Consider the following 20,264-nt stretch of genomic DNA (forward strand, 5'->3'; position numbering starts at 1 on the left):
TCGCCCAGTTGCGCAGGCACGGGCCGCCGGGGCAGGGCGGCAACGACCTGGCCGAACAGGTGCGCCAGGCCCGCAGCCACGTCTTCGAGGCGGTGATCGCGGTCGAGAGGGTGCGCGACGTGGTGCCGCCGGAACACCAGGAGACGGTGGACGGACTCAGGAAAGCGGTGGACCGGGCTCTGGGACACGTCCAGGTGCGGACGAACCGGAGCGGGGGAGCCGAGCAGGTCCACCAGGCCCTGGCGACGGGGCTTCGATCGCTGGCCGAGGCGCTTCCCGAGACGGGCGGTTCCCTGGTCCGGTGGTCCGAAGGCGAAGAACGGTGAGGCAGAGCGCGATCAGGGCGATGATCACCGTGATCAGGACGACGGTCGTACGGGTCCCCAGGGCCTCCAGGGCGTGACCGCCCAGGAGGAGGCCCAGGGGCAGTGCTCCGCCGGTGAGGAAGCGGACCGTCCCGGTGAGCCTCCCCAACAGATCGGGGTGGACGTTTCTGGTGTGGTAGGTGGTCACGGTGACGTTCATGTGGGCGCCCACGAAGCCGATCCCGCCCCAGACGACGGGGAGCGCCACCGTGGGCCATCCGCCGCCGGCCCGCTCCGAGGCCAAGAGGAGCAGGGCCAGGGCCAACCACGCCCATGAGCACAGCCGGACCATGCGCGCGGGGTCCAGGGTCCTGACCATGTACGGCGCGAGGCAGGCGCCGAGCAGGCCGCCGGCGCCGGTCGCGGCCAGGATCAGGCCGAGGAGGAAGCCGGGGAGCCCCTTCTCGGTGGCCATGAGCATGATGACCAGCCAGACCACCTGGAACAGGGCGTTGGTGACCGTGCACACCACCAGTGACAGGAGGAGGAAGCGGTCTCCGCGCACCAAGAGGAAGCCCTCGCCCAACTCCCGGAACAGGCCTTCCCGGGGGCGTTCGGTCCGGTCGCGGCGGATTCGGGGGAGCCGCGCGGAGGCCCAGAGCGCCAGGAGGCAGGACAGGGCCTCGAACAGCGCGGGGAGCCCGTGGGCCACCCCGTAGAGGGCCCCGCCCAAGGGGCGCCCGACCATCTGGGTGGCGTCGCCGCGGGCCTGGTTCTTGGCCGCGGCCCCGGCCAGTTCGTCGCGTGGGACCAGGTGGGGGACGGCCGCGGAGCCGGCGGTGGTGTACAGGGTCGAGCACACGCCGTGCAGGGCCGAGGCCACGGCGAGCAGGACCACGGGGGCGTCGAGGAGCAGGACGGGGCCCACGAACAGCAGGACGCAGAGGATGCGCCCGCCGAGCCCGGCGATCATGATCCCTCGGGGGTCGCGGCGATCGACGACGAGGCCGACCGGGATGTGCAGGAGCGTGCGGGGGACCATGCCGGCCGCCGCGATCCACCCGGCGAGGGCGGGGGATCCGGTGTGGAACAGGGCCAGGAGCGGGATCGCCAGGCCGAACGTCATACCGCCCAGGCCCGCCAGGGCGGAACCGCTCCACAACAGCGCGAAGTGCCGACGCCAACGGTCGTCGACATGTGTCGGAATGCTCTCCCCGATGTGATGATCCGTTTTCGACATCGTTCTCTGTGCAGGTGGGAAAAATACGGTCCGGAAATCCCCGAAAAGGGTTTCGGGGAGGTGGATCGACAAGCCCGGGGTCCGGTGTGTTCCGGACTGTGGCTCCATGACCAGCGTGTTCGGCGCGGTTCGGAAGGCTCGGGCCATGGTATCCGGAAAAACGCTTCCTTCTTGTTCCGTTGGTGTTCAACGTGAGTCGGCGGTGTGGACGTGTCAACCGGGGAAAGGTGCTTTATTTTTGTTTTTCATGATTTTTCTATTGACCTCGACCACTGTTGAGGTCTTAGTCTCCTCGTCGAACGGAACGACGAAGGAGAGACGTGAACGACCACCGGAACCCGGGCTCGCTCCCCGCCCCCGAGCACATACGCGACCGCCTGGCCGAGGACCGTAACGTCTGGCTGTGCACCTCGCGCGCCGACGGATCGCCCCATGTGGTCCCCGTCTGGTTCGTCCACCTCGGGGAGCGCTGGTGGATCGGGGCCTCCACCCGTTCGGTCAAGGTCCGCAACGTCCTGCGCGACCCGAGGGTGAGCCTGGCCTTGGAGGACGGTGACGCCCCCGTCGTCGCCCAAGGGCGGGCCCGGGTACGCGAGGACTTCCCCGAGGAGGTGATCGCCGCCTTCCACGGCCGTTACGACTGGGACCCTCGCACGCCCTACGGCCCCGATCCGCGGCGCTCCCTGTTGGAGGTCGCCGTCACCCGGTGGCTCATGGCGGGGTCGGCCCCCGAGACCACGCCGAACCCGGGCTGAGCCACGACGTCAGGCGGTCGTCTCCAAGAGGAGGCGATGCGCCTCGGTGGGGTCGGGACACTCCCAGCGGCGGATCAGTCGCTCGACCACCGACGGGGGCACCGGCGCCTCGCGGCGGGCCATCCTGGCGCGCAGGACCTCGGGCGGGGCCTCCAGGGACACGATCTCCACCCGGGCCCGGTAGTCGGCGGCCAGACCGATCACCCGACCGCGCAGGTCCCGAGAGACGTTCGTGGCGTTCCAGACGAAGGAGCGACCCGCGCGCAGATGGGCGCGGGCCCGCTCGAAGGCGGCCGCCGCCACCGGTCGCTGGTCCGCCGTCGGGGCGATCCCCAGTTCCGCGCGCAGGGCGTCCAGGCTCACGACCGGCGGGTCGGGCAGACGGGTCCGGATCCAGTGGTCCTTGCCGGCACCGGGCAGCCCCGACATCATCGTCACGGTCGCCCTGGTGTCGTCGTAGGCCGCGTGGTCCGGATCGCGGTCGGGCCTGCGGAAGAACCGGAATCGGGCGTGGTCGGAGGGGAAGTCGCGGGGGCGGTCCAGACAGCGCTGTTCGGCGCAGTACTCGGCGTACAGTCCGACGTTGTCCAGGACCTCGGCGACGTCACCGCAACGGCGCCCGAGGATGTCGGCGGTGGCCAGCAGGACCAGGTCGTCGTTGCGCGCTGACAGGCTCACCCTGAAGGCGAGCTCTCGCAGGTCGGGGCGTTCCAGGGCCCAGAACGGGAGCTGGTGGTGGCGCACCAGGGCGGCCACGTGCTCGCGCCGGGCGATCGGGGCGCCGGACTCCCACAGGATCCGGCGGACCATCAGGTCGCCCCGCCGCGAGTGTCCGTGCGCGGTCACCCGACCCTCGGCGTCCTTACGGGTGCACAGCGGCTTGGCCACGTCGTGCAGGAGCGTCGCGGCGAACAGCAGGACCCTCTCCTCCTCGGGGCGGGCCCGCCACTCCGCCAGATCGGCCAGGGCCTCGCAGGCCATGCGGGTGTGGGTCTCCACGTCCCCCTCGGCGTGGTGGACCGGGTCCTGCTCCACCCCCGCCAGGGCGCGTACCCAGGGGAAGGCCTCGCGTATCGCGGCCCAGTCCGTCCTCCAGAGCGGGGGAGCGGGGCACAGTTCAGCGAACCTCCGCATAGAGCACCTCCGGGTCGGCGAGTCCGTTGGCGACGACGGGGCGGTCCAGCCAGTGGCTCCCCGAGTCCAGGACGGCGGTGGTGAACTCCGAACGCACCCACTTGTAGCGGTCGACCGTGAGGTCGCCCTCCTCGACCTTGACGTACAGGCCCTCCATCAGGTCCGAGGCGTCGGTCTCGGCCAGGGTCCGTTCCGGGTCGGCGCCGCCGGCCCGCGCGGACGCGGCCAGGGCGTCGCGCCATCGCCGGGTCCGGTACGCCGACCGGCCCACCAGCGCGGTCAGGTCGTCCAGACCGGCCAGGGGGCCGGTGTGGAGGACCGGCACCGAGACCACCGGGGTGCCCGACAGGAGCTCCCGCCGACGCGGGGTCGACAGGAACACGCCCTCCCGGGTGTCCAGCACGTCGAACTCGCAGAAGTAGTGCGGCAGGGCGTCGTAGAACACGGTGTGCTTGGCGTACAGCCACTCCCCGTACATCACGTAGCGCGTGCCCAGCCGGGGCCACAACAGTGGCGCGACCGTCGCGGCCCAGGCCTTCAAGGGACCGAACTGTCGTTCCCGGGGGCCGCCGGTCAGGAAGTGCCCCCTGCTCTGGAGCCGCGGCCTTCCGTCGGAGTCGAAGGACAGCCCTGCGTTGGCCCCGTCGAGCTTCTCCTCGACCACCAGGTGCCGGCCGGTCAGAGTGGAGAAGGGCACCGCGTCCAGGTCGTGGTCGCCGACCTGGAGACGCGATCCGCCGATGTGCCTCGTGCGGGGGTATTTGTACAGCATGGTCGGTTTCTATCGGTCGCGGACGGAGGTCGGCCACCGATTTTCCGCCCCCGACCCCGCTCAGACCAGGTGGGCCCGGGTACCGAGGGAGGCGGAGTCGGCCGCGGCACGCCCCTCGTACCAGCCCTCCGCGTCGGCGGGCCCGCGCACACGGGAGGTGGTCAACGCGCCGAACACCTCGTTCACCGCGGCCTCCACCGCGCGCTCCCGTTCGGCGAACACGGGGACCAGGTCGGTGCCGGTCTCGGTGCCGACCGCCTTCTCGGCGGCCCGCGCCGTCTCGGAGAGGCGTTCGCCCACCCGTACCGCGAAGGCCGACATGAACGAGGACCGGAAGTCCTTCCTCGCCCCACGGCCGGAACGGTCGCGCGCCGAACCGCTCACCCGCATCGCCGTCTCCGCCTGGATCAGGAGCGACGTGTACAGCAGGTCCACCGCCTCCACGTCGCCGGGGAAGCCCATCACGGTGCTCAGACCCAGCTCACGGTGCCAGATCGCCCGACAGTGGTTGGCCTCGGCGATCTCGTTGAGCAGCACGGCCCGATGCTCGTCGTAGGGGGAGTCCACCGGAAGCCTGCGGGCCGAGGTGGCCTCGGGCTCCTCGGGGTCGGCCTCCACCAGGGCCAGGTCGATGCTGTGCCGGGCCATCATCTCCTGGGCCCGCGCGGTCAGGGCCTCGGCCTCCTGCGGGAACTCCGTGGACTCGGCCTTGGCGAGCAGAGCGCGTACCCGTTGCAGCCGCCCCTGGTCGACCGGGATCGAGGGGCGCGCCCCGGGACGGAAGTTCCCCGGGGGCGGCCCCAGGCGGCGCATCGGGGGCAGGGTGCGCAGCAGGGCCAGCAGTCGCAGCACCACCTCGACGACCTCGAAACGCATCAGCCCGTGTTCGGATCCCAGGTGCTCCAAGAGCGCCTCGCCCGAACCCCGGGGCGGGTCCACGTCCAGAGCGCGCACCTGTTCGTTCCAGCGGGGGTCGACCGTGGCCGCGGAGTGGCGTTCCAGGTCCGCTGCGACGACGTCGGCGCAGACGGACGCGGCCAGGGGGCCGGCCTCACGTCGTACGTGGCGAACGGTCTCGGCGGGCTGCCAGCCGCGCGCCCAGGCGTCGGCGATCCCGAACAGCAGGGTGTCGAAGAGCGAGCGCGCCGCCGCCCCGGCCCAGTGGGGGTCCTCCACGTCGGCCAGGCGCGCCACGGCCAGATCGACGCCGCTGCCCTCCTGCCCGCGCACCAGGGCGTCGACCGCCTGGGCGGTCACCTCCACGGGGGTGTCCGAGGGAGCGGGGCCGTCCCATTCCACGCTCGTTCGAGCGTCGCCGCGCCGGCGGCTTTTCCTGCCCACGGTGGTTCTCTCCCTGGTCGAAGGGTGGTTCGGAGCCGACGGACCATCCTACCGGCCGGGGCGGGCCCCCTCAGGGGGCAGGGGTCCCGGAGGCGACCACGACCAGTTCGGGATGGACGGCCTCCGGATCCTCCAGGAGGGGACGCTCCTCTCCGCGCAGGTGGTGGGCGAAGAGCGCGGTGGAGTACTCACGGATGAGGGAGACCCCTCGGGCCGGGTCCAGATCGCCGAACTGGGCCCGCCACTGCTCGGGGGCGAGCAGGTCGCGCAGGCCGAGTTCGTCCATGAACACGCCCTTGTCCAGGACGTTGGAGTGGCCCGAGTCGGTGATCCGGATCCACTGGCGCCATCCGGTCTGCCCGGCCCAGCGCTCGTCCCAGCCTTCCCAGGGGCGTCCCTGGTCGTTGGCGAGCAGGGCCAGCGGACGGTCGATCTCCCCTTCCAACTGGGCGGTGTAGTAGGGGCCGTCGAGGTTCAGGCCGGCCGCGACGCGCTCCTCGTCGAGCAGGCTCTGGGCGACCGCCGCCCCGCCCCAGGAGTGGCTGATCATCCCCACCCGGTCGGTGTCCAGGATCGGGGCCCACTCCCGGGCCGCGCCCCTCTCGAAGGAATCGAGGAGGAAGGAGACGTCGGCGGACCGGGTGAGGGCGCCCGACTCCCATTCCTGCGACAGACAGCCGGCGCACTCCTCGACCAATCCGTCGGGGAACTCCACCGGGGAGGCCTCGTTCCGGTGGTCGATCCCGGCCACCGCGAAACCCTGGGAGGCGAGTTCTTCGGCGAGCCCGGTCGCCCAGACACGGGAGACCCCGGAACCGGGGGAGTACAGGACCAACGGCAGTCCGCCGTCGACCGTGACCGGAGGCGCCTCCGGGACCGCGTGGGTGCCCACGTCCGTGAGCGTCTCCGGGGGGAGGCCCTCGATCCCCAACGCCGCCAGGGTGGCCTCGGCCTCGGCGCGGGTCATATAAGGGGCCCGCTCACCGGTGTTCTCCGGTGTCGGGTACCAGAGGGTCACCATCAGTTCGCGGTCGCCGCCGAGCCAGGGGTCCTCCCGGGTGTCGTCCACCAGGTGCAGGGTGGTGGTGCCCACGGCCAGATCGCCGGTGGGGGCGGGCAGGGACGGCGGGGGAGGGGCGGGGCGTTCGTCGCCCGGTTCGAGCGGGTCGGCCGCCGCCGTACCGGCGGTGGTCAGGGCCAGGGCCAGGGCCAGGGCCCCGATCGGGATCGCGGCCGTTCGTGGGCGGCGATGGTCGCGCATGGGGGTACCGTCTCTCGTCCTCGTCCTCGTCCTCGTCCTCGTCGCGGTCTCGGGCTCCCTCGAAACGCTAGGGAACCGGCGTCGCGGCCCGCGAGGGGGCGGACCGCCGACGGAGGGCGGGCGCGCCGCACCCCTGGGGGTACGGCGCGCACCACCACGAGGGGTCCGACCTCAGGCGTCGGGATCCAGTAGCACGACCTCCAGGGTGCGGGGCCCGTGGACGCCGGCCACCCGGATCATCTCGATGTCGACGGTGGCCGAGGGCCCGCTCACCCAGGTCAGGGGGCGGAGTGGATCCAGCCGCCGCACGGCCTGGGGGACGGAGTCCACGACCTGGTCGGCGCGGACCACGCACAGGTGGTGGTCGGGGACCAGGCTCAGAGCCCGACGTCCTTGGTCCGGTCCGCCGTCCAGCACGATCGTGCCGGTCTCGGCGACCGCCACCGTGCAGGCGGTGACCACGCCGTCGGCGGAGTCCAGCTCGGCCACGTCGCGCGGATCCTCGGGGGAGTCGACGACCCGTTCCACCGAGGTCCGGGACAGCCACTCCTCGGGCAGCCCCGCCGGCACCAGGATCCGGCGGGCCCCGCACCGCTCCAGCGCGGCGGCCACCTCGTCGGCGACCCGGTCCGGGGCCACCCGGCGCACCAGGGCGTTGTAGTCGACCAGCCGCTCCACCAGCACGTCCAGCGTCGGGCCGGCGTCGTGGCTCTCGGCGTAGGGACGCTCCGAAGGGCGACGCTCCACCGGCTCGTCGGCGGGGACGTCGGCCAGCGCCGCCCGTACCCGGGCGAGTACGCGTTCACGGGAGCCGTTCGTCATCGGCCGTCCTCTCGTTCGTTCCACCACTGACGGAAGGAGCGCGCGGGCACGTCCGGGAGGTCGCGCGTATCGGTCCACTTTCCCGCCGGGCCGGGCAGATGGCGTGGCACGACCCCGCGCGCGAGCCCGGCCGCGCGCTGGACCGCGTCCAACGCCGTCGCGGAGCCGAACACGGCCTCGGCCCCGGCCATCAGCGCCTTCTCGCTCACATGTCCCTTGGACTCGGCCACCTTCTCGCGCAGGTGCACCAGGACCTCGGGGATGTCGATGGCCACCGGGCACACCTCGTAGCAGGCGCCGCACAACGAGGAGGCGTAGGGCAGGGCCTCGTCGACCTTCGAGGCCATCCCCTGGAGCTGGGGCGTGAGGATCGCGCCGATCGGCCCCGGGTAGACCGAGCCGTAGGCGTGTCCGCCGACCCGCTCGTACACGGGGCAGATGTTCAGACAGGCCGAGCAGCGGATGCAGCGCAGCGCCTGGCGTCCGACGGTGTCGGCGAGCACGTCGGTGCGTCCGTTGTCCAACAGCACCAGGTGGAAGTCCTGGGGTCCGTCGCCCGGGGTCACCCCGGTCCAGGTCGAGGTGTAGGGGTTCATCCTCTCCCCGGTGGACGAGCGCGGCAACAGCTGCATGAACACTTCGAGGTCGGACCATGTGGGCACGATCTTCTCGATGCCCACCACCGAGATGAGGGTCTCCGGCAGGGTCAGGCACATGCGACCGTTGCCCTCGGACTCCAGGACCAGCAGGGTGCCCGAATCGGCCACCGCGAAGTTCGCGCCGGAGACGGCCACCTTGGACCTCAGGAACAGTTCGCGCAGGTGGACGCGGGAGGCCTCGGCCAGGGCGTGCGGGTCGTCGGTCAGATCCGGGGGAGCGGGGCGACCCCATTCGCCCATCCTCTGGAGGAAGATCTCCCGGATCTGGGCGCGTCCCAGGTGGATGGCGGGGACCAGGATGTGCGAGGGCAGATCCTCGCCCAACTGGACGATCAGCTCGGCCAGGTCGGTCTCGTAGGCGGTGATCCCCGCCGCCTCCAGGGCGTTGTTGAGCTCGATCTCCTGGGTGGCCATCGACTTGACCTTGACCACCTCGGTCTCACCGGTCCGGCGGATCAGCCGGGTGATGATCGCGTTGGCCTCGGCGGCGTCGGAGGCCCAGTGCACCGTGCCGCCCGCGCGTTGGACCGACTCCTCCAATCGTTCCAGGTAGTGGTCCAGATGGCGCAGGGTGTGGGTCTTGATCCGCTCGCCCTCGGCGCGCAGCCGCTGCCAGTCGTCGCCCAGCTCGTCGACGACCCTGGTCCTCTTGGCGCGGATGGTGTGGGTGGCCTTGTGCAGGTTGTGCCGGGTCCGCGAGTCCTCGACGGCCCGCTTCGCGGCCTCGGGAAAGGGGGGCATGCCCAGGAACGTGGCGCTCATGTCCGTGCGTACTCCTTCTCCGTGGAGGCCAGGATCTCGGCGATGTGGGCGGTGCGCAGGCCCGAACGCTGTCGGGACAGCGTGCCGCCGATGTGCATCAGGCAGGAGTTGTCCACCGCGCACAGCACCTCGGCCCCGGTCTCCACCACGTGACGGGCCTTGTCGAAGCCCATGGCCGAGGAGACGTCGCCGTTCTTGACCGAGAACGTGCCGCCGAAGCCGCAGCATTCGGTGGCCTCGGGCAGTTCGAGCAGCTCCAGGCCGCGCACGGCGCGCAGGAGCCGGTAGGGGCGGTCGCCCAGGCCCAGGAATCGCAGGCCGTGGCAGGTGGGGTGGTAGACGACCTTGTGCGGGTAGTAGGCGCCCACGTCGGTCACCTCCAGTACGTCCACGAGGAACTCGGTGAGGTCGTACACGCGCGGTGCGAGGGAGTCCATCCGACGGGCCAGGCGGCTTCCGCTCCGGCTCAGTCTCGGATAGTTGTCCCGGATCATGGCGGCGCAGGAGGCCGAGGGGACCACGACCGCGTCCGCGTTCTCGAAGGTCCGGGCGAAGCGCACCGCGAGCCGGGCGGCGGGGCGCCGGTAGCCGGTGTTGTAGTGCATCTGGCCGCAGCAGGTCTGGTCGGTGGGGAAGACCACCTCGTGGCCCAGGCGTTCCAGGAGCCGCACGACGGCCCGGCCGGTATCGGGGAAGAGTGTGTCGTTGACACAGGTGATGAACAGCGCGATCCGCATGTGCCTCCTTCGTGTCCCGGTCGACGCGGACCGGTCCCACCCGATGATCTGGGACCGTCCCGGAACGGGGCCGCCCGACGCGCCGTCCTTGGGTATTCCGAAAGGCACGCCCATTGGTCCGACCACTTTGCCTCAAGCAAGGGCGGGTGGGCAAGGGAGGGTAGAGTGTCCAAGTGGGAGGAATCCCTCCCGGTTCACGGAAAAAGCTGGAGATGAACGTGGGTGACGGCGCACGTACGCCGGTGGCACAGCGGACGGTCGAGCAGATCAAAGCGATGATCTCCGAGGGAGAGGTAGGACCAGAACAGCGCCTGCCCACCGAGCGCGACCTCTCCGCCCGTCTGGGGGTCTCCCGCGGTTCGGTCCGCGAGGCCATCCGCACCCTCACCACCCTGGGTGTGCTGGAGGTCAGGCACGGAGCCGGCGTCTACGTCACCGCGCTGCGCCCGAAGGACCTCCTGGAGGCCTTCGGCGTGCTGGCAGAGGTCTCCCCGGACCGGACCCTTCTGGAGGTCCTACGGGTCCGACGCATGATCGAACCCGACGCCACCGCGATCGCCGCGGCCCGGGCCACCGACGAGGACCTCGAACGCATCGGCGCCCTCCTCGACCGGCTGGAGGACGCGGACCCGGTCACCTCGCCCGGCGATTCCGGCACCTTCGACCTGGGGTTCCACCGGGAGATCGTGGCCTGCGCGGGCAACGCCACCCTCTCCGCCGTGCACGCCGGGCTCTCCTCGCCCACCCTCAACGAGAGGGTCTGGGCCGGCCACGACGCCGAGGGGATCTCCCACGACCTGCACGAGGACCATCGAAGGATCCTCAGGGCCCTGCGGGAACGCGACCCCGAGGCCGCGCGCGCCACCGCGGCCGCGCACGTGTTGAGGGTGGAGCGCTGGCTGGAGGCCCACGTCCCCGACGGGGACTGAACCCGGGCCTGCGCTCACCCCTCCAGGCGGCGGTCCACCCGCTCGGCGTACCTCTCGGCGTCGAGGAGCCGGGACAGTTCCTCCCTGCCGGCCTTCGGCGGGGCGTCCTCCCCGGTGTCGGGGTCCGGTTCGGGAACCTCCCGGTCCACTTCCGCATCTATACCGAGTGCCCCATGGTCCTCGATCTCCTCGATGCGGTAGTCCTCTGGATGTTCCTCCAGGTACTCCGCCACCGCGGTGTCCTGGTCAGGGGCGCCCACGTCCATCGCGGCGTCGACGTCCTCGATGTCCGCGGCGTCCTCGTCGATCTCTGTGCTCTCGTCTGCGGATTCCGTCACCGGCGACCCCCTCGCCTCGGCTTCCTCTTTCGATCATGCCTGGTCGGAGCGGCGGACGCCAGTGCGACGTGGATCCAGGGCGACGAGGACGAAACGGGGCACGACGCCCACGGAGTAGGCTTCTTCGTCGCTGTCCGACGATCACGAGTACGGAGTTCTCCACCCAGTGACCATGCGCGAACGTGTTCGAGCCACGGTCGACGCCCCCTGGTTCCAGGCCGGTGTCATCCTCGTCATCCTGGTCAACGCCGTCCTTCTCGGCTTCGAGACCTCCAAACGGGTCATGGACGAGCACGGTGAACTGTTGACCAGGGTCGACAGAGCGATCCTCGCCCTGTTCGTCCTGGAGTTGGGGCTGAGGATGTACGCCCACCGGAAGGACTTCTTCAGGGATCCCTGGAGCTGGTTCGACATGGTCATCGTCGGGATCGCGTTGATGCCCGCCTCCGGGCCCTTCGCCGTCCTGCGCGTCCTGAGGGTGTTGCGCGTCCTCCGGCTGCTGTCGGTCATACCGACCCTGCGTCACGTGGTGGCCGGGCTCTTCAGGGCGCTGCCCGGCATGGCCTCGATCATGGTCCTGGTGGCCCTGCTGCTCTACGTCTCGGCCGTGATGTCCACCAAGCTGTTCGCCGAGATCGCCCCGAAGTACTTCGGCGACCTGTGGACCTCGCTGTTCACCCTCTTCCAGATCTTCACCGCCGACGGCTGGGGCACCATCGCCCAGGAGGTCATGAAGGGTCAGCCGTTGGCGTGGATCTTCTTCGTGGTCTTCGTCCTCGTCTCCACCCTGATCGCGCTGAACCTCTTCATCGCCGTGGCGGTGGAGGCGCTCGACAAGGCCGGACACGAGGAGCGCGAGGCCGGTGGCGGAGGGAAGGGCGGGGAGGCCGACGGCGGCCCCGACGGCGACGGGGGCGGACCGGGTGACGGTGGTGGCGGAGATGACGGCGCGCAACGCCAGATCCTCGCCGAACTGCGGGCCCTGCGCGCGGAGGTCGCCCTCCTGCGTGAACACTCCGCGTCGGAGGAGAGCGAACGCAGCGTCGTCCGGCTCTCCGACGTGCGTGGAAGGGCCCATGGTTGACGGCTTTCGTGGGAGGGTAGGGGTCGTAGTCGCAATCGCCGGGAGCGGGGTCGGGGTCGTCCTCTCGATCCCGCGCCCCGATCCGGGCCATGGAGCACGAGGAGCGAACGGATGTCCGCCAGCACACCCCTTCCTCGCACCGAGGACAGCGCCGACACCCCCGGCGGCGTCCCACTGGACCGCAGGGAGGAATGGATCCGGCTCCGTGAGCATCGGGACCGGCTCGGCGCCACCCACCTGCGTGGACTGTTCGCGGACGACCCGGGGCGGGCCGAGCGGTACACGCTCGACGTGGGCTCCCTGCACGTCGACTACTCCAAGAACCTCGTCACCGACGAGACCCTGCGCCTGTTGAACCGCCTGGCCTCGGTCACGGGGGTCGCCCGACTGCGCGACGCCATGCTGCGCGGCGACCACATCAACCTCACCGAGGACCGGGCCGTCCTGCACACCGCCCTGCGCGCCCCGCGCGGGACGGTCGTGCGCACCGACGGCCACGACGTGGTCCCGGAGGTGCACCGGGTCCTGGAGAAGATGGCCGGGTTCGCCGAGCGGGTGCGTTCGCGCACCTGGACGGGGCACACCGGCAAGACGGTGACCCGAGTGGTCAACATCGGTATCGGCGGTTCCGACCTGGGGCCGGCCATGGCCTACGAGGCGCTGCGGCCCTATACCGACCGGGGGCTGGAGTTCCGTTTCGTCTCCAACGTCGACGGCAGCGATCTGAACGAGGCGCTCATCGACGCCGACCCCGAACGCACCCTGTTCGTGGTGGCCTCCAAGACCTTCACCACCGTCGAGACCATCACCAACGCCACGGCGGCGAGGAACTGGCTGCTGTCCGGCCTGGAGGCGGGGCCCGAGGCGATCTCCCGTCACTTCGTGGCGGTCTCCACCAACGCCGACGAGGTCGAGGCCTTCGGTATCGACACCGCCAATATGTTCGAGTTCTGGGACTGGGTGGGCGGTCGCTACTCCTACGACTCGGCGATCGGGCTGTCCCTCATGGTGGCGTTGGGTCCCGAGCGTTTCCGGGAGATGCTCGCGGGCTTCCATCTGATGGACACCCACTTCGCCACCGCGCCGGCCGAACGCAACCTGCCGTTCCTGCTCGGGCTGCTCGGGGTCTGGTACGGCGGTCACTTCGACGCCCAGACCCACGCCGTCCTGCCCTACAGCCACCACATGGCCCGGTTCCCGGCCTACCTGCAACAGCTCGACATGGAGTCCAACGGCAAGTCGACGCAGCGCGACGGCCGCCCGGTCGCCTGGAGGACCGGCCCGGTGGTGTGGGGCACCCCGGGCACGAACGGGCAGCACGCCTACTTCCAGCTCCTGCACCAGGGGACCCGCTTCGTCCCGGCCGACCTCATCGGGTTCGCCGAACCCTCTCCCGACCTGATGGAGGGGCTGAGCGCCCAGCACGACCTGTTGACGGCCAACATGCTCGCCCAGGGTCAGGCCCTGGCCTTCGGACGTACGGAGGCCGAGGTCGCCGCCGAGGGGGTCCGTCCCGATCTCGTGCCGCATCGCACCTTCCCGGGCAACCGGCCCACCACCACGATCCTGGCCGAGCGGCTCGACCCGTCCACGCTCGGGCAGCTCGTCGCCCTGTACGAGCACAAGGTGTTCGTCCAGGGCGCGGTGTGGAACATCAACTCCTTCGACCAGTGGGGCGTCCAGCTCGGCAAGGTCCTGGCCAAGAGGCTCGAACCCGCGCTGACGGAGGGGGCCGACGTCTCCTCGCTGGACCCCTCCACCGCGGCCCTGGTGCGGCGCTATCGCGCCCTGCGGGGGCGCTGACGCCCGATCAGCCGGTGCCGGGCTCCCGGGGCGGGGGAGCTGCACGGCCGTCGTCGACCGCGGCGTCGGCGCCGACGGCGAGCAGTGAGGGGCCGCGCCCGGCCTCGATGTGCGCGGCCATGGTCAGCCTCGCCAGTCGATCGTTTCCGTGGCTGATCGCGTGGTAGATCTCGTGGTGCGCCTGGAATTCCAGGTGGGGGTCCCGGAAGGCCGTCATGGCGAACAGCCATCGGGAACGGGACAGGATCGGTGCCATCAGCTCCGACAGGAGACCATGACCGGCCGCCTCCACGACACTGGCGTGGAAGTCGGCGTTGGCGGTCATGATGTGCTCCAACGAACCCGACTCCGTGGCCTCGGCGGTGGCCTCCATGGCCGCCGTCAGGCCTTCGTGCACGTCCCCCTCGGCGTATCGGCGGGCGGCCCGCTCGGCGGCGAAGGGCTCCAACCGGGTACGCAGGTCGAAGAGCTCGTCGACGTCGTCGGCGGACATCGTACGCACGGTCGCGCCCTTGTGCGCGCTGGTCATGATGAAACCGTCGTGCCTGAGGTTGCGCAGCGCCTCGCGCACCGGGAGCCGGGACACGCCCAGTTCCTCCGAGAGCTCGCGTTCGCGCAGCCGTGCCCCCGGTGCGTACCGGCCGGAGATGATCCCCTCGCGGATGGCGGCCTCGGTGGCCCGGGTCAGAGGGGCCGACCCACCCGATGTCCGTGTCATGAGACCGCTCCCGCCGTGTGCGCTCGATTCACCCCGGCCGGTGCCGGAGGTCCGGGATCAGGCTCCGCGGACCGGGAACGACGGGGGGAAAAGGTCCTCGACCGGGCGGTCGCGACCGTCCCGCTCACTGTAACCGTGACGGAGGAGGTCGAACACCTTCTGTGCCTGTTCCCGGAGCTCGGACAGGTCCACACCGGGGATCCCCCCGTCCCGGACCACCGGGCGTCCGGCCACGAAGGTGTGGGTGACGTTCCTGGCGGTCCCGTTGAGCACCAGGGTGCGCAGGGGGTCCTCCACGACGCCGTCACGGAAGTCGTCCAGGGAGAAGGCGGTCATGTCCGCGCTCGCGCCGGCCTCCAACCGTCCCAGGTCGGGGCGCTTGAGCGCGGCCGCCCCGCCCAGTGTCGCGGCCTCCATGTAGCCGCCGAGGTCGACGGCGCCCGGGCCGTACAGCAGACGTGAGGCGTGAAGGCCCACGTCCATGCCGCGTACCAGGTCGGGCGGGAAGGAGTCGGTGCCGAGCGCCATCGTGACACCGGCGTCCCGGAACTCGTTGAAGGTCTCCAACATGTCCCCGTACCGGAAGGTGGTCAGGGGGCAGTGGATCACGCTCACGCCCGCGACGGACAGGCGGGTGATGTCGACGCCCTCCGGCCCGGTCAGCTTCGAGTTCCGGTCGGTCCACAGGGCGTGGGGGACGAGCAGCCGGTCGTTGAGGAGTCCGGTCCGCTCGATCAGGTCCAGCGGGGTCATGCCGTGGCGCCGGATGATCACCTCGCGCTCCCACGACTGCTGGAGAGAGTGCAGACGGACGAGCAGATCGCGGCGTCCGGCCTCCTCGGCCGTGCGCTCCATGAGACGGGGCGTGAGCGTCTCGATCCGGCAGGGGAGGAGGACCGGTCGGACCAGATCGTCGTCCTGTTCGGCGAGCTCGTCCGCGAAGCGCAGGGCCTCGTCCAGACCGGCCTCGCCGAGCTCGGCGTTCTCGACGAAGGTGCGTTCACCGTCGGCGACGGCGCCGACCGCGGACCTGTACGAGGGACCCAGGTAGCCGCGCAGGCCCCATTCCCGGGTCAGGTCGGCCAGGTGACGCAGCTCGTCGGCGGACTCGTTCCACCCGAGGTGGATCTCCGAGGCGATCGGCATGTAGGTGGTGACCCCGTGCAGGGCGAGCTGCGCGAGCCCGAACCGGCGCAGGACGTCGCGCTGTTCGGGGGTCAGGATGTCGCGAGGACGGTCGCTCCAGTAGTCGACGGAACCGACCAGTTCGCGGGCGTGCGCGGGCTCGTGGTGGGCGTCGAGGATGAGGTGGTCGATGTCGACCAGGGCGTCCAGGTCGATCAGGCCGGGGGTCAGGACCGTGTTCCCCAGGTCCAGGACGGGGGCGGTCGAATCCGGGGTGCCGGTCCCCACTTCGGTGACGACCCCGTCGGAGTGCGCCACGTAGCCGTCCTCCAACCAGACGTGGGAGCCCTCGGAATGCGCCAGTACGTACCTTGCTCTGATGACCTGATCCATGAAGCTTGTATACCACGGGCCTTCTGAGGCCTCTTGGGGTCGTGTATCAAAGGGGCCGAATTTCGAGTTACACCGCTCTTGACAGCGGTTTTGCGCCAACCATAGGCTCCTCGAATATTCAGCGGCTCACCGATTGGTATCCCAGATGCGGGCAAGAAGACAGCAGGCGGAGAAACACGAGAACGTGTCGACCCGCGGATCGGTAGGCCGTGGCGACTGGGTCGTCGCCATCGGGGTGAGCGTGCTCGTCAGCGCCCTGGCCGTCCTGGTCGGAGAGCACAAGTTCCGCGTCGGGCCCGCCGCGATCGTGCTGTTCCCCCTGGTCTGGGTGGTCCTGATGGGCGCCGTCGTCGGCCTCCAACGGTGGCTGCCGCTGCGCGGGAGCACCCGCTCCGCGGGCGAGGCCCTGATCCCGGTCGGCATGGTCCTCTTCCTCGCACTGCTCGGCACCGGGATCGGCCCGTCGATCGGCATGGTCGAGGAGGTCGGCCCAGCCCTGCTGATGCAGGAGGTGGGCCAGCTCTTCGGGACGATCATCCTCGCGCTCCCCATCGCGGTCCTGCTCGGCATGGGGCGGGCCGCGATCGGCGCCACGTGGGCGATCGACCGCGAGTCCTACCTGGCCTACGCCATCGACAGGTTCGGCACCTCCTCACCGGAGTACCGGGGCGTGTTCGGCGTCTGGATCCTCGGGTCGATGTTCGGCGCCGTCTTCATCTCCCTGATCACGAGCGTCCTCGGCGGCACGGGCTGGTACCACCCGCTCTCCCTGGCCCTGGCGCTGGGCGTCGGATCCACGTCGATGATGCTCGGCGGCGTCGGCGCGCTGTCCCTGCTCTACCCGGACCAGGCGGTCGAGATCGCCGCGCTCGCGGCCCTGTCCAACCTGGTCACCAACATCGTCGGCTTCTACGCGGGCGTCTTCATCGGCCTCCCCTCGGCCCGACGTCTCTACTCCTTCTGGTGCCGCGTCTTCCGCCGCCCCGCCCCCGAGATCGAGGAGGCGCGTCTGGTCGCCCGAGGGCGGGTCCCCGAGGGGGACGCCTCGGTGAGGGTGAGGGAGGAAGCGGCCGGGCGGGCGGAGGTCGAACGTCCACAGGACCCCGACATCCCCAAGGGATGGCGTCCGGGCGTCACCGCCTACCTCTTCGCCGGTGCGGCCGGTCTGCTCCTCAACTGGCTGGGGACCGGCGGCTTCCACCCGCGCGACGCCGCGGGCATGGCGGTCCTGCTGCTGATGACGGGCATCGCGATCTTCCTGGCCGGCAAGGTCAAGGCCGTCCCCGCCACGGTCTGGGTCCTGGCCCTCGCCACGCTCGTGACCACGCCGATCTCGCCGGTCGCCGGGGTGATCGCCGACCTCGTCCAGGACCTGGACGTCCTCCTGATCGGTCTGCCCCAGCTCGCCCTCGTCGGTATGACCATGGGCCGGGACCGCACGGCGTTCATGCAGCTGAGCTGGAAGATCGTCGTCGCGGCCGTGCTGACGTTCACCACCACCATCGTCGCCTCCGCCACGCTCGCGGAACTGTTCATCCACCACTGAGCCCCGGGAGAGGGGAAGCACCCACATGCCGCGCGTCATCAACGCCGTCCTGCCCCGCAGGGCCGAACCGGCCACCATCGTCGTCGAGGACGGCCGGATCACCGCGATCGAGGAGACCTCCGCGGGTGGAGGGCCGACCGAGGCCCACGAAGGGCTCGAGGTCATCGACGCGGCGGGCCGGGTCGTCCTGCCCGGGCTGATCAACGCCCACGCCCACATCGACAAGACCCTCTACGGCGGACCGTGGGTCTCGGCGCCGAGGGTCGAGACCGTCGCCGAACGCGTCGCCCACGAGCGACGCCACCGGGACTCCCACGGTCTGCCCGCGCACGAGTACATCTCGTCGTTGGTGGAGACGATGATCGCGGCGGGCACCACCCACCTTCGGACGCACACCGACGTCGACCCCGGGGTCGGACTGCGAGGGATCGCCGCCGTCGCGGAGGTCGCCCGCCACTACGAGGGCGTGATCGACATCCAGCAGGTCGCCTTCCCCCAGGGCGGCCTCATCACCAACCCGGGCACCCTCGACCTCCTGCGCGAGGCCGTGGACGCCGGGGCCTCGGTGATCGGAGGACTCGACCCCGCGGGGTTCGACGACGCCCCCAACGCCCATCTCGAGGCCGTCTTCGACCTGGCCGCGTCCACGGGGACCGCCATCGACATCCACCTCCACGACGGTGGATCCCTCGGTGCCTGGGAGATGGGGCTCATCGCGCGTATGACGGAGGAGTACGGGCTCGCCGGCAGGGTGGCGATCTCCCACGCCTTCGGGATCGCGCACCCGCCCACACAGGCGCGGCTCCTCGAACGGTTCGCCGAGGCCGGGGTGGCCCTCGTGAACGCGGCGGTCTACGACTCCCCGGTGCCGCCGCTGAGGGCGTGCGCGGAACAGGGCGTGCTCCTGGCCGGGGGAACGGACGGCATCAACGATCTGTGGGGCCCCTTCGGTGATGGGGACATGTTGCGCAGGGCCATGCTCATCGCCTATCGGAACTCCGGCCGAAGCGATGAGGAACTGCTGCTGGCGCTGGACACGGTGACCTCCAACGCCGCCCGTGTGCTCGGTGTCGAGGACCACGGTCTCCACGTGGGCGGGCCCGCCGACCTGGTGATGGTCGAGGCCCGGACGGTGGCGCAGGCCGTCGCCCAGGTCCCGCCGCGCCGCCTCGTGATGCGGGCCGGAACCGTCGTCGCCCGTGACGGCGCCCTGGTGGCCGGCTGACGGTACCGTACGGCCGTCGAGGGGAGGCCCCTTCGACGGCCGTTCGCGTGGGCGGGTCCTCCCGGCTCGGGTCTCCGCCCCGGGGCACGACACGCGGATTCGTGCCACCACTTCCGATATGAGGCCCCGACCGTTCTCGAACGGCGCGGGCGCTGGAAACCCCCGCACCCCTCGTGCAAACTCTGCGTAGTGATGCAGTCACACATAGAGAGCGGGGCAAGGGGTACATGACCACGCCGATGGACGTGCCCGAATCGTCCCAGCACGCCGACCCGGAGGCCGTGGCGGCGGGGGCCCGGAACGCGGCGGGCAGGTCCCTGCGCCAGATCGCCTGGAGGCGCTTTCGCAAGGACAAGGTGGGCATGGCCGGCGGGATCGTCGTCCTTCTGCTCATTCTCGTGGCGGTCTTCGCACCTCTGCTCACCGCCTGGTTCGGCCACCCGCCCAACCAGTTCGACCAAGGGCTCGTCGACCCGCTCACCGGGGGAGTGCTCAAGGACCCCGACGACCCCTCCAAGGGGCTGGACCCCTGGGGCGGGATCAGCGCCCAGCACCTCCTGGGCGTGGAACCGGTCAACGGTCGCGACCTGTTCAGCCGCATCGTCTACGGCGCCCGCACCTCACTGCTGGTCGCCACGGTCGCCACCCTCGTGTGCGTGGTCATCGGCACCGTCCTGGGGATCCTCGCCGGCTACTTCGGCGGCTGGGTCGACACCATCATCAGCCGGACCATGGACATCTTCCTGGCCTTCCCGCTGCTGCTGTTCGCCATCGCCCTGGTCGGCGTCATCCCCGACGGGGCCTTCGGCCTGTCCGGCAACAACCTGCGCATCGGTGTCCTGGTGTTCATCATCGGGTTCTTCAACTGGCCCTACATCGGCCGCATCGTGCGCGGACAGACCCTCACTCTCAAGGAACGCGAGTTCGTCGAGGCCTCCCGCAGCCTCGGGGCGAGCAGCGGCCACATCGTCTTCCGGGAGATCCTGCCCAATCTGATCACCCCGATCCTCGTCTACTCCACCCTGCTCATCCCCACGAACATCCTGTTCGAGGCGGCGCTGAGCTTCCTGGGCGTGGGCATCAACCCGCCCATGGCGACCTGGGGCGGAATGTTGGAGAACGCGCTGCGCTTCTACACCACCTCGCCGCACTTCGTGATCATCCCGGGTCTGGCCATCTTCGTCACCGTCCTCGCCTTCAACCTGTTCGGCGACGGTCTGCGCGACGCCTTCGACCCCCGTTCCTCCGACTGACGGCCCCGTGCCGATCGACCGGATCGGCCGCCCGACGGGCCGTGCCCCGCCCGTACGCACCC

The 20,264-nt window shown here is 70.6% G+C and carries 18 protein-coding genes; 7 read left to right on the forward strand and 11 right to left on the reverse strand.

Annotated elements, in window-relative coordinates; genetic code table 11:
• Window positions 1–156 precede the first annotated feature (156 nt).
• On the reverse strand, window positions 157–1,545 hold the full coding sequence (locus D451_RS0120125; RefSeq protein WP_017535751.1) for an MFS transporter: 1,389 nt from the start codon (window positions 1,543–1,545) through the stop codon (window positions 157–159).
• Between the two features lie 320 nt (window positions 1,546–1,865).
• Here D451_RS0120125 and D451_RS0120130 point away from each other — a divergent pair, with 320 nt between their 5' ends.
• Window positions 1,866–2,300 carry a pyridoxamine 5'-phosphate oxidase family protein gene (locus tag D451_RS0120130; protein ID WP_017535752.1) on the forward strand — a complete coding sequence of 145 codons (435 nt, stop codon included), beginning with the start codon at window positions 1,866–1,868 and terminating at the stop codon, window positions 2,298–2,300.
• Between the two features lie 9 nt (window positions 2,301–2,309).
• On the opposite strand, the gene D451_RS0120135 is transcribed toward D451_RS0120130, so the two are convergent.
• The 7 genes from D451_RS0120135 to D451_RS0120165 all read right to left on the reverse strand — a co-directional run bounded on the left by D451_RS0120135 (window position 2,310) and on the right by D451_RS0120165 (window position 9,788).
• Window positions 2,310–3,434 carry an AAA family ATPase gene (locus D451_RS0120135; protein ID WP_017535753.1) on the reverse strand — a complete coding sequence of 375 codons (1,125 nt, stop codon included), beginning with the start codon at window positions 3,432–3,434 and terminating at the stop codon, window positions 2,310–2,312.
• Window positions 3,418–4,206, reverse strand: coding sequence for an RNA ligase family protein (locus D451_RS0120140; RefSeq protein WP_017535754.1), 789 nt, complete (start codon window positions 4,204–4,206; stop codon window positions 3,418–3,420). Before D451_RS0120140 ends, D451_RS0120135 begins: the two co-directional genes overlap by 17 nt.
• Before the next feature lie 60 nt (window positions 4,207–4,266).
• Window positions 4,267–5,547, reverse strand: coding sequence for a DUF2786 domain-containing protein (locus tag D451_RS0120145; protein WP_026125220.1), 1,281 nt, complete (start codon window positions 5,545–5,547; stop codon window positions 4,267–4,269).
• A 70-nt stretch (window positions 5,548–5,617) separates the two neighbouring features.
• Window positions 5,618–6,808, reverse strand: coding sequence for an alpha/beta hydrolase family protein (locus tag D451_RS0120150; protein WP_017535756.1), 1,191 nt, complete (start codon window positions 6,806–6,808; stop codon window positions 5,618–5,620).
• Between the two features lie 171 nt (window positions 6,809–6,979).
• A complete protein-coding gene (locus tag D451_RS0120155; protein WP_017535757.1) occupies window positions 6,980–7,630 on the reverse strand; it encodes a LutC/YkgG family protein in 651 nt (216 codons plus the stop codon).
• Window positions 7,627–9,051, reverse strand: a complete 1,425-nt coding sequence (locus tag D451_RS0120160; protein ID WP_017535758.1) for a lactate utilization protein B — start codon at window positions 9,049–9,051, stop codon at window positions 7,627–7,629. Before D451_RS0120160 ends, D451_RS0120155 begins: the two co-directional genes overlap by 4 nt.
• The gene (locus D451_RS0120165; protein ID WP_014911722.1) at window positions 9,048–9,788 is read right to left on the reverse strand and encodes a (Fe-S)-binding protein; all 741 of its coding nucleotides are present in this window, start codon (window positions 9,786–9,788) and stop codon (window positions 9,048–9,050) included. The genes D451_RS0120160 and D451_RS0120165 overlap by 4 nt, the downstream gene beginning before the upstream one ends.
• 212 nt (window positions 9,789–10,000) lie before the next feature.
• Here D451_RS0120165 and D451_RS0120170 point away from each other — a divergent pair, with 212 nt between their 5' ends.
• On the forward strand, window positions 10,001–10,717 hold the full coding sequence (locus tag D451_RS0120170) for a FadR/GntR family transcriptional regulator (RefSeq protein ID WP_017535759.1): 717 nt from the start codon (window positions 10,001–10,003) through the stop codon (window positions 10,715–10,717).
• Window positions 10,718–10,731: 14 nt separating this feature from the next.
• On the opposite strand, the gene D451_RS0120175 is transcribed toward D451_RS0120170, so the two are convergent.
• A complete protein-coding gene (locus D451_RS0120175) occupies window positions 10,732–11,055 on the reverse strand; it encodes a hypothetical protein (RefSeq protein ID WP_017535760.1) in 324 nt (107 codons plus the stop codon).
• 166 nt (window positions 11,056–11,221) lie between these two features.
• Between D451_RS0120175 and D451_RS0120180 the strand changes: the two genes are divergently transcribed.
• Both D451_RS0120180 and pgi read left to right on the forward strand, forming a co-directional pair.
• Window positions 11,222–12,139, forward strand: a complete 918-nt coding sequence (locus D451_RS0120180) for an ion transporter (RefSeq protein ID WP_014908943.1) — start codon at window positions 11,222–11,224, stop codon at window positions 12,137–12,139.
• Between the two features lie 111 nt (window positions 12,140–12,250).
• Window positions 12,251–13,942: a glucose-6-phosphate isomerase gene (gene pgi, locus D451_RS0120185; RefSeq protein ID WP_017535761.1), complete on the forward strand. Its 1,692-nt coding sequence runs from the start codon at window positions 12,251–12,253 to the stop codon at window positions 13,940–13,942.
• A 7-nt stretch (window positions 13,943–13,949) separates the two neighbouring features.
• Here pgi and D451_RS0120190 read toward each other — a convergent pair whose 3' ends face one another.
• Both D451_RS0120190 and D451_RS0120195 read right to left on the reverse strand, forming a co-directional pair.
• A complete protein-coding gene (locus D451_RS0120190) occupies window positions 13,950–14,660 on the reverse strand; it encodes a GntR family transcriptional regulator (protein ID WP_014908724.1) in 711 nt (236 codons plus the stop codon).
• A gap of 57 nt (window positions 14,661–14,717) precedes the next feature.
• Window positions 14,718–16,178 (reverse strand): chlorohydrolase family protein, encoded by a 1,461-nt coding sequence (locus tag D451_RS0120195; protein WP_017535762.1) that lies wholly within the window; start codon window positions 16,176–16,178, stop codon window positions 14,718–14,720.
• Between the two features lie 184 nt (window positions 16,179–16,362).
• Between D451_RS0120195 and D451_RS0120200 the strand changes: the two genes are divergently transcribed.
• The 3 genes from D451_RS0120200 (at window position 16,363) to D451_RS0120210 (ending at window position 20,202) form a co-directional block, all read left to right on the forward strand.
• Window positions 16,363–17,724 (forward strand): DUF3100 domain-containing protein, encoded by a 1,362-nt coding sequence (locus D451_RS0120200; protein ID WP_017535763.1) that lies wholly within the window; start codon window positions 16,363–16,365, stop codon window positions 17,722–17,724.
• A gap of 25 nt (window positions 17,725–17,749) precedes the next feature.
• On the forward strand, window positions 17,750–18,949 hold the full coding sequence (locus tag D451_RS0120205) for an amidohydrolase (protein ID WP_014910599.1): 1,200 nt from the start codon (window positions 17,750–17,752) through the stop codon (window positions 18,947–18,949).
• 227 nt (window positions 18,950–19,176) lie between these two features.
• Window positions 19,177–20,202, forward strand: coding sequence for an ABC transporter permease (locus D451_RS0120210; RefSeq protein ID WP_017535764.1), 1,026 nt, complete (start codon window positions 19,177–19,179; stop codon window positions 20,200–20,202).
• Window positions 20,203–20,264 lie beyond the last annotated feature (62 nt).

It is taken from the genome of Nocardiopsis alba DSM 43377 (assembly GCF_000341225.1).
GTDB classification, from domain to species: Bacteria; Actinomycetota; Actinomycetes; order Streptosporangiales; family Streptosporangiaceae; genus Nocardiopsis; species Nocardiopsis alba.

Coding starts and splice junctions, on each gene's coding strand:
- D451_RS0120125 (WP_017535751.1), bottom strand. CDS start 1,545: ATGTCGAAAACGGATCATCACATCGGGGAGAGCATTCCGACACATGTC.
- D451_RS0120135 (WP_017535753.1), bottom strand. CDS start 3,434: ATGCGGAGGTTCGCTGAACTGTGCCCCGCTCCCCCGCTCTGGAGGACG.
- D451_RS0120140 (WP_017535754.1), bottom strand. CDS start 4,206: ATGCTGTACAAATACCCCCGCACGAGGCACATCGGCGGATCGCGTCTC.
- D451_RS0120150 (WP_017535756.1), bottom strand. CDS start 6,808: ATGCGCGACCATCGCCGCCCACGAACGGCCGCGATCCCGATCGGGGCC.
- D451_RS0120155 (WP_017535757.1), bottom strand. CDS start 7,630: ATGACGAACGGCTCCCGTGAACGCGTACTCGCCCGGGTACGGGCGGCG.
- D451_RS0120160 (WP_017535758.1), bottom strand. CDS start 9,051: ATGAGCGCCACGTTCCTGGGCATGCCCCCCTTTCCCGAGGCCGCGAAG.
- D451_RS0120165 (WP_014911722.1), bottom strand. CDS start 9,788: ATGCGGATCGCGCTGTTCATCACCTGTGTCAACGACACACTCTTCCCC.
- D451_RS0120170 (WP_017535759.1), top strand. CDS start 10,001: ATGAACGTGGGTGACGGCGCACGTACGCCGGTGGCACAGCGGACGGTC.
- pgi (WP_017535761.1), top strand. CDS start 12,251: ATGTCCGCCAGCACACCCCTTCCTCGCACCGAGGACAGCGCCGACACC.
- D451_RS0120190 (WP_014908724.1), bottom strand. CDS start 14,660: ATGACACGGACATCGGGTGGGTCGGCCCCTCTGACCCGGGCCACCGAG.
- D451_RS0120195 (WP_017535762.1), bottom strand. CDS start 16,178: ATGGATCAGGTCATCAGAGCAAGGTACGTACTGGCGCATTCCGAGGGC.
- D451_RS0120205 (WP_014910599.1), top strand. CDS start 17,750: ATGCCGCGCGTCATCAACGCCGTCCTGCCCCGCAGGGCCGAACCGGCC.
- D451_RS0120210 (WP_017535764.1), top strand. CDS start 19,177: ATGACCACGCCGATGGACGTGCCCGAATCGTCCCAGCACGCCGACCCG.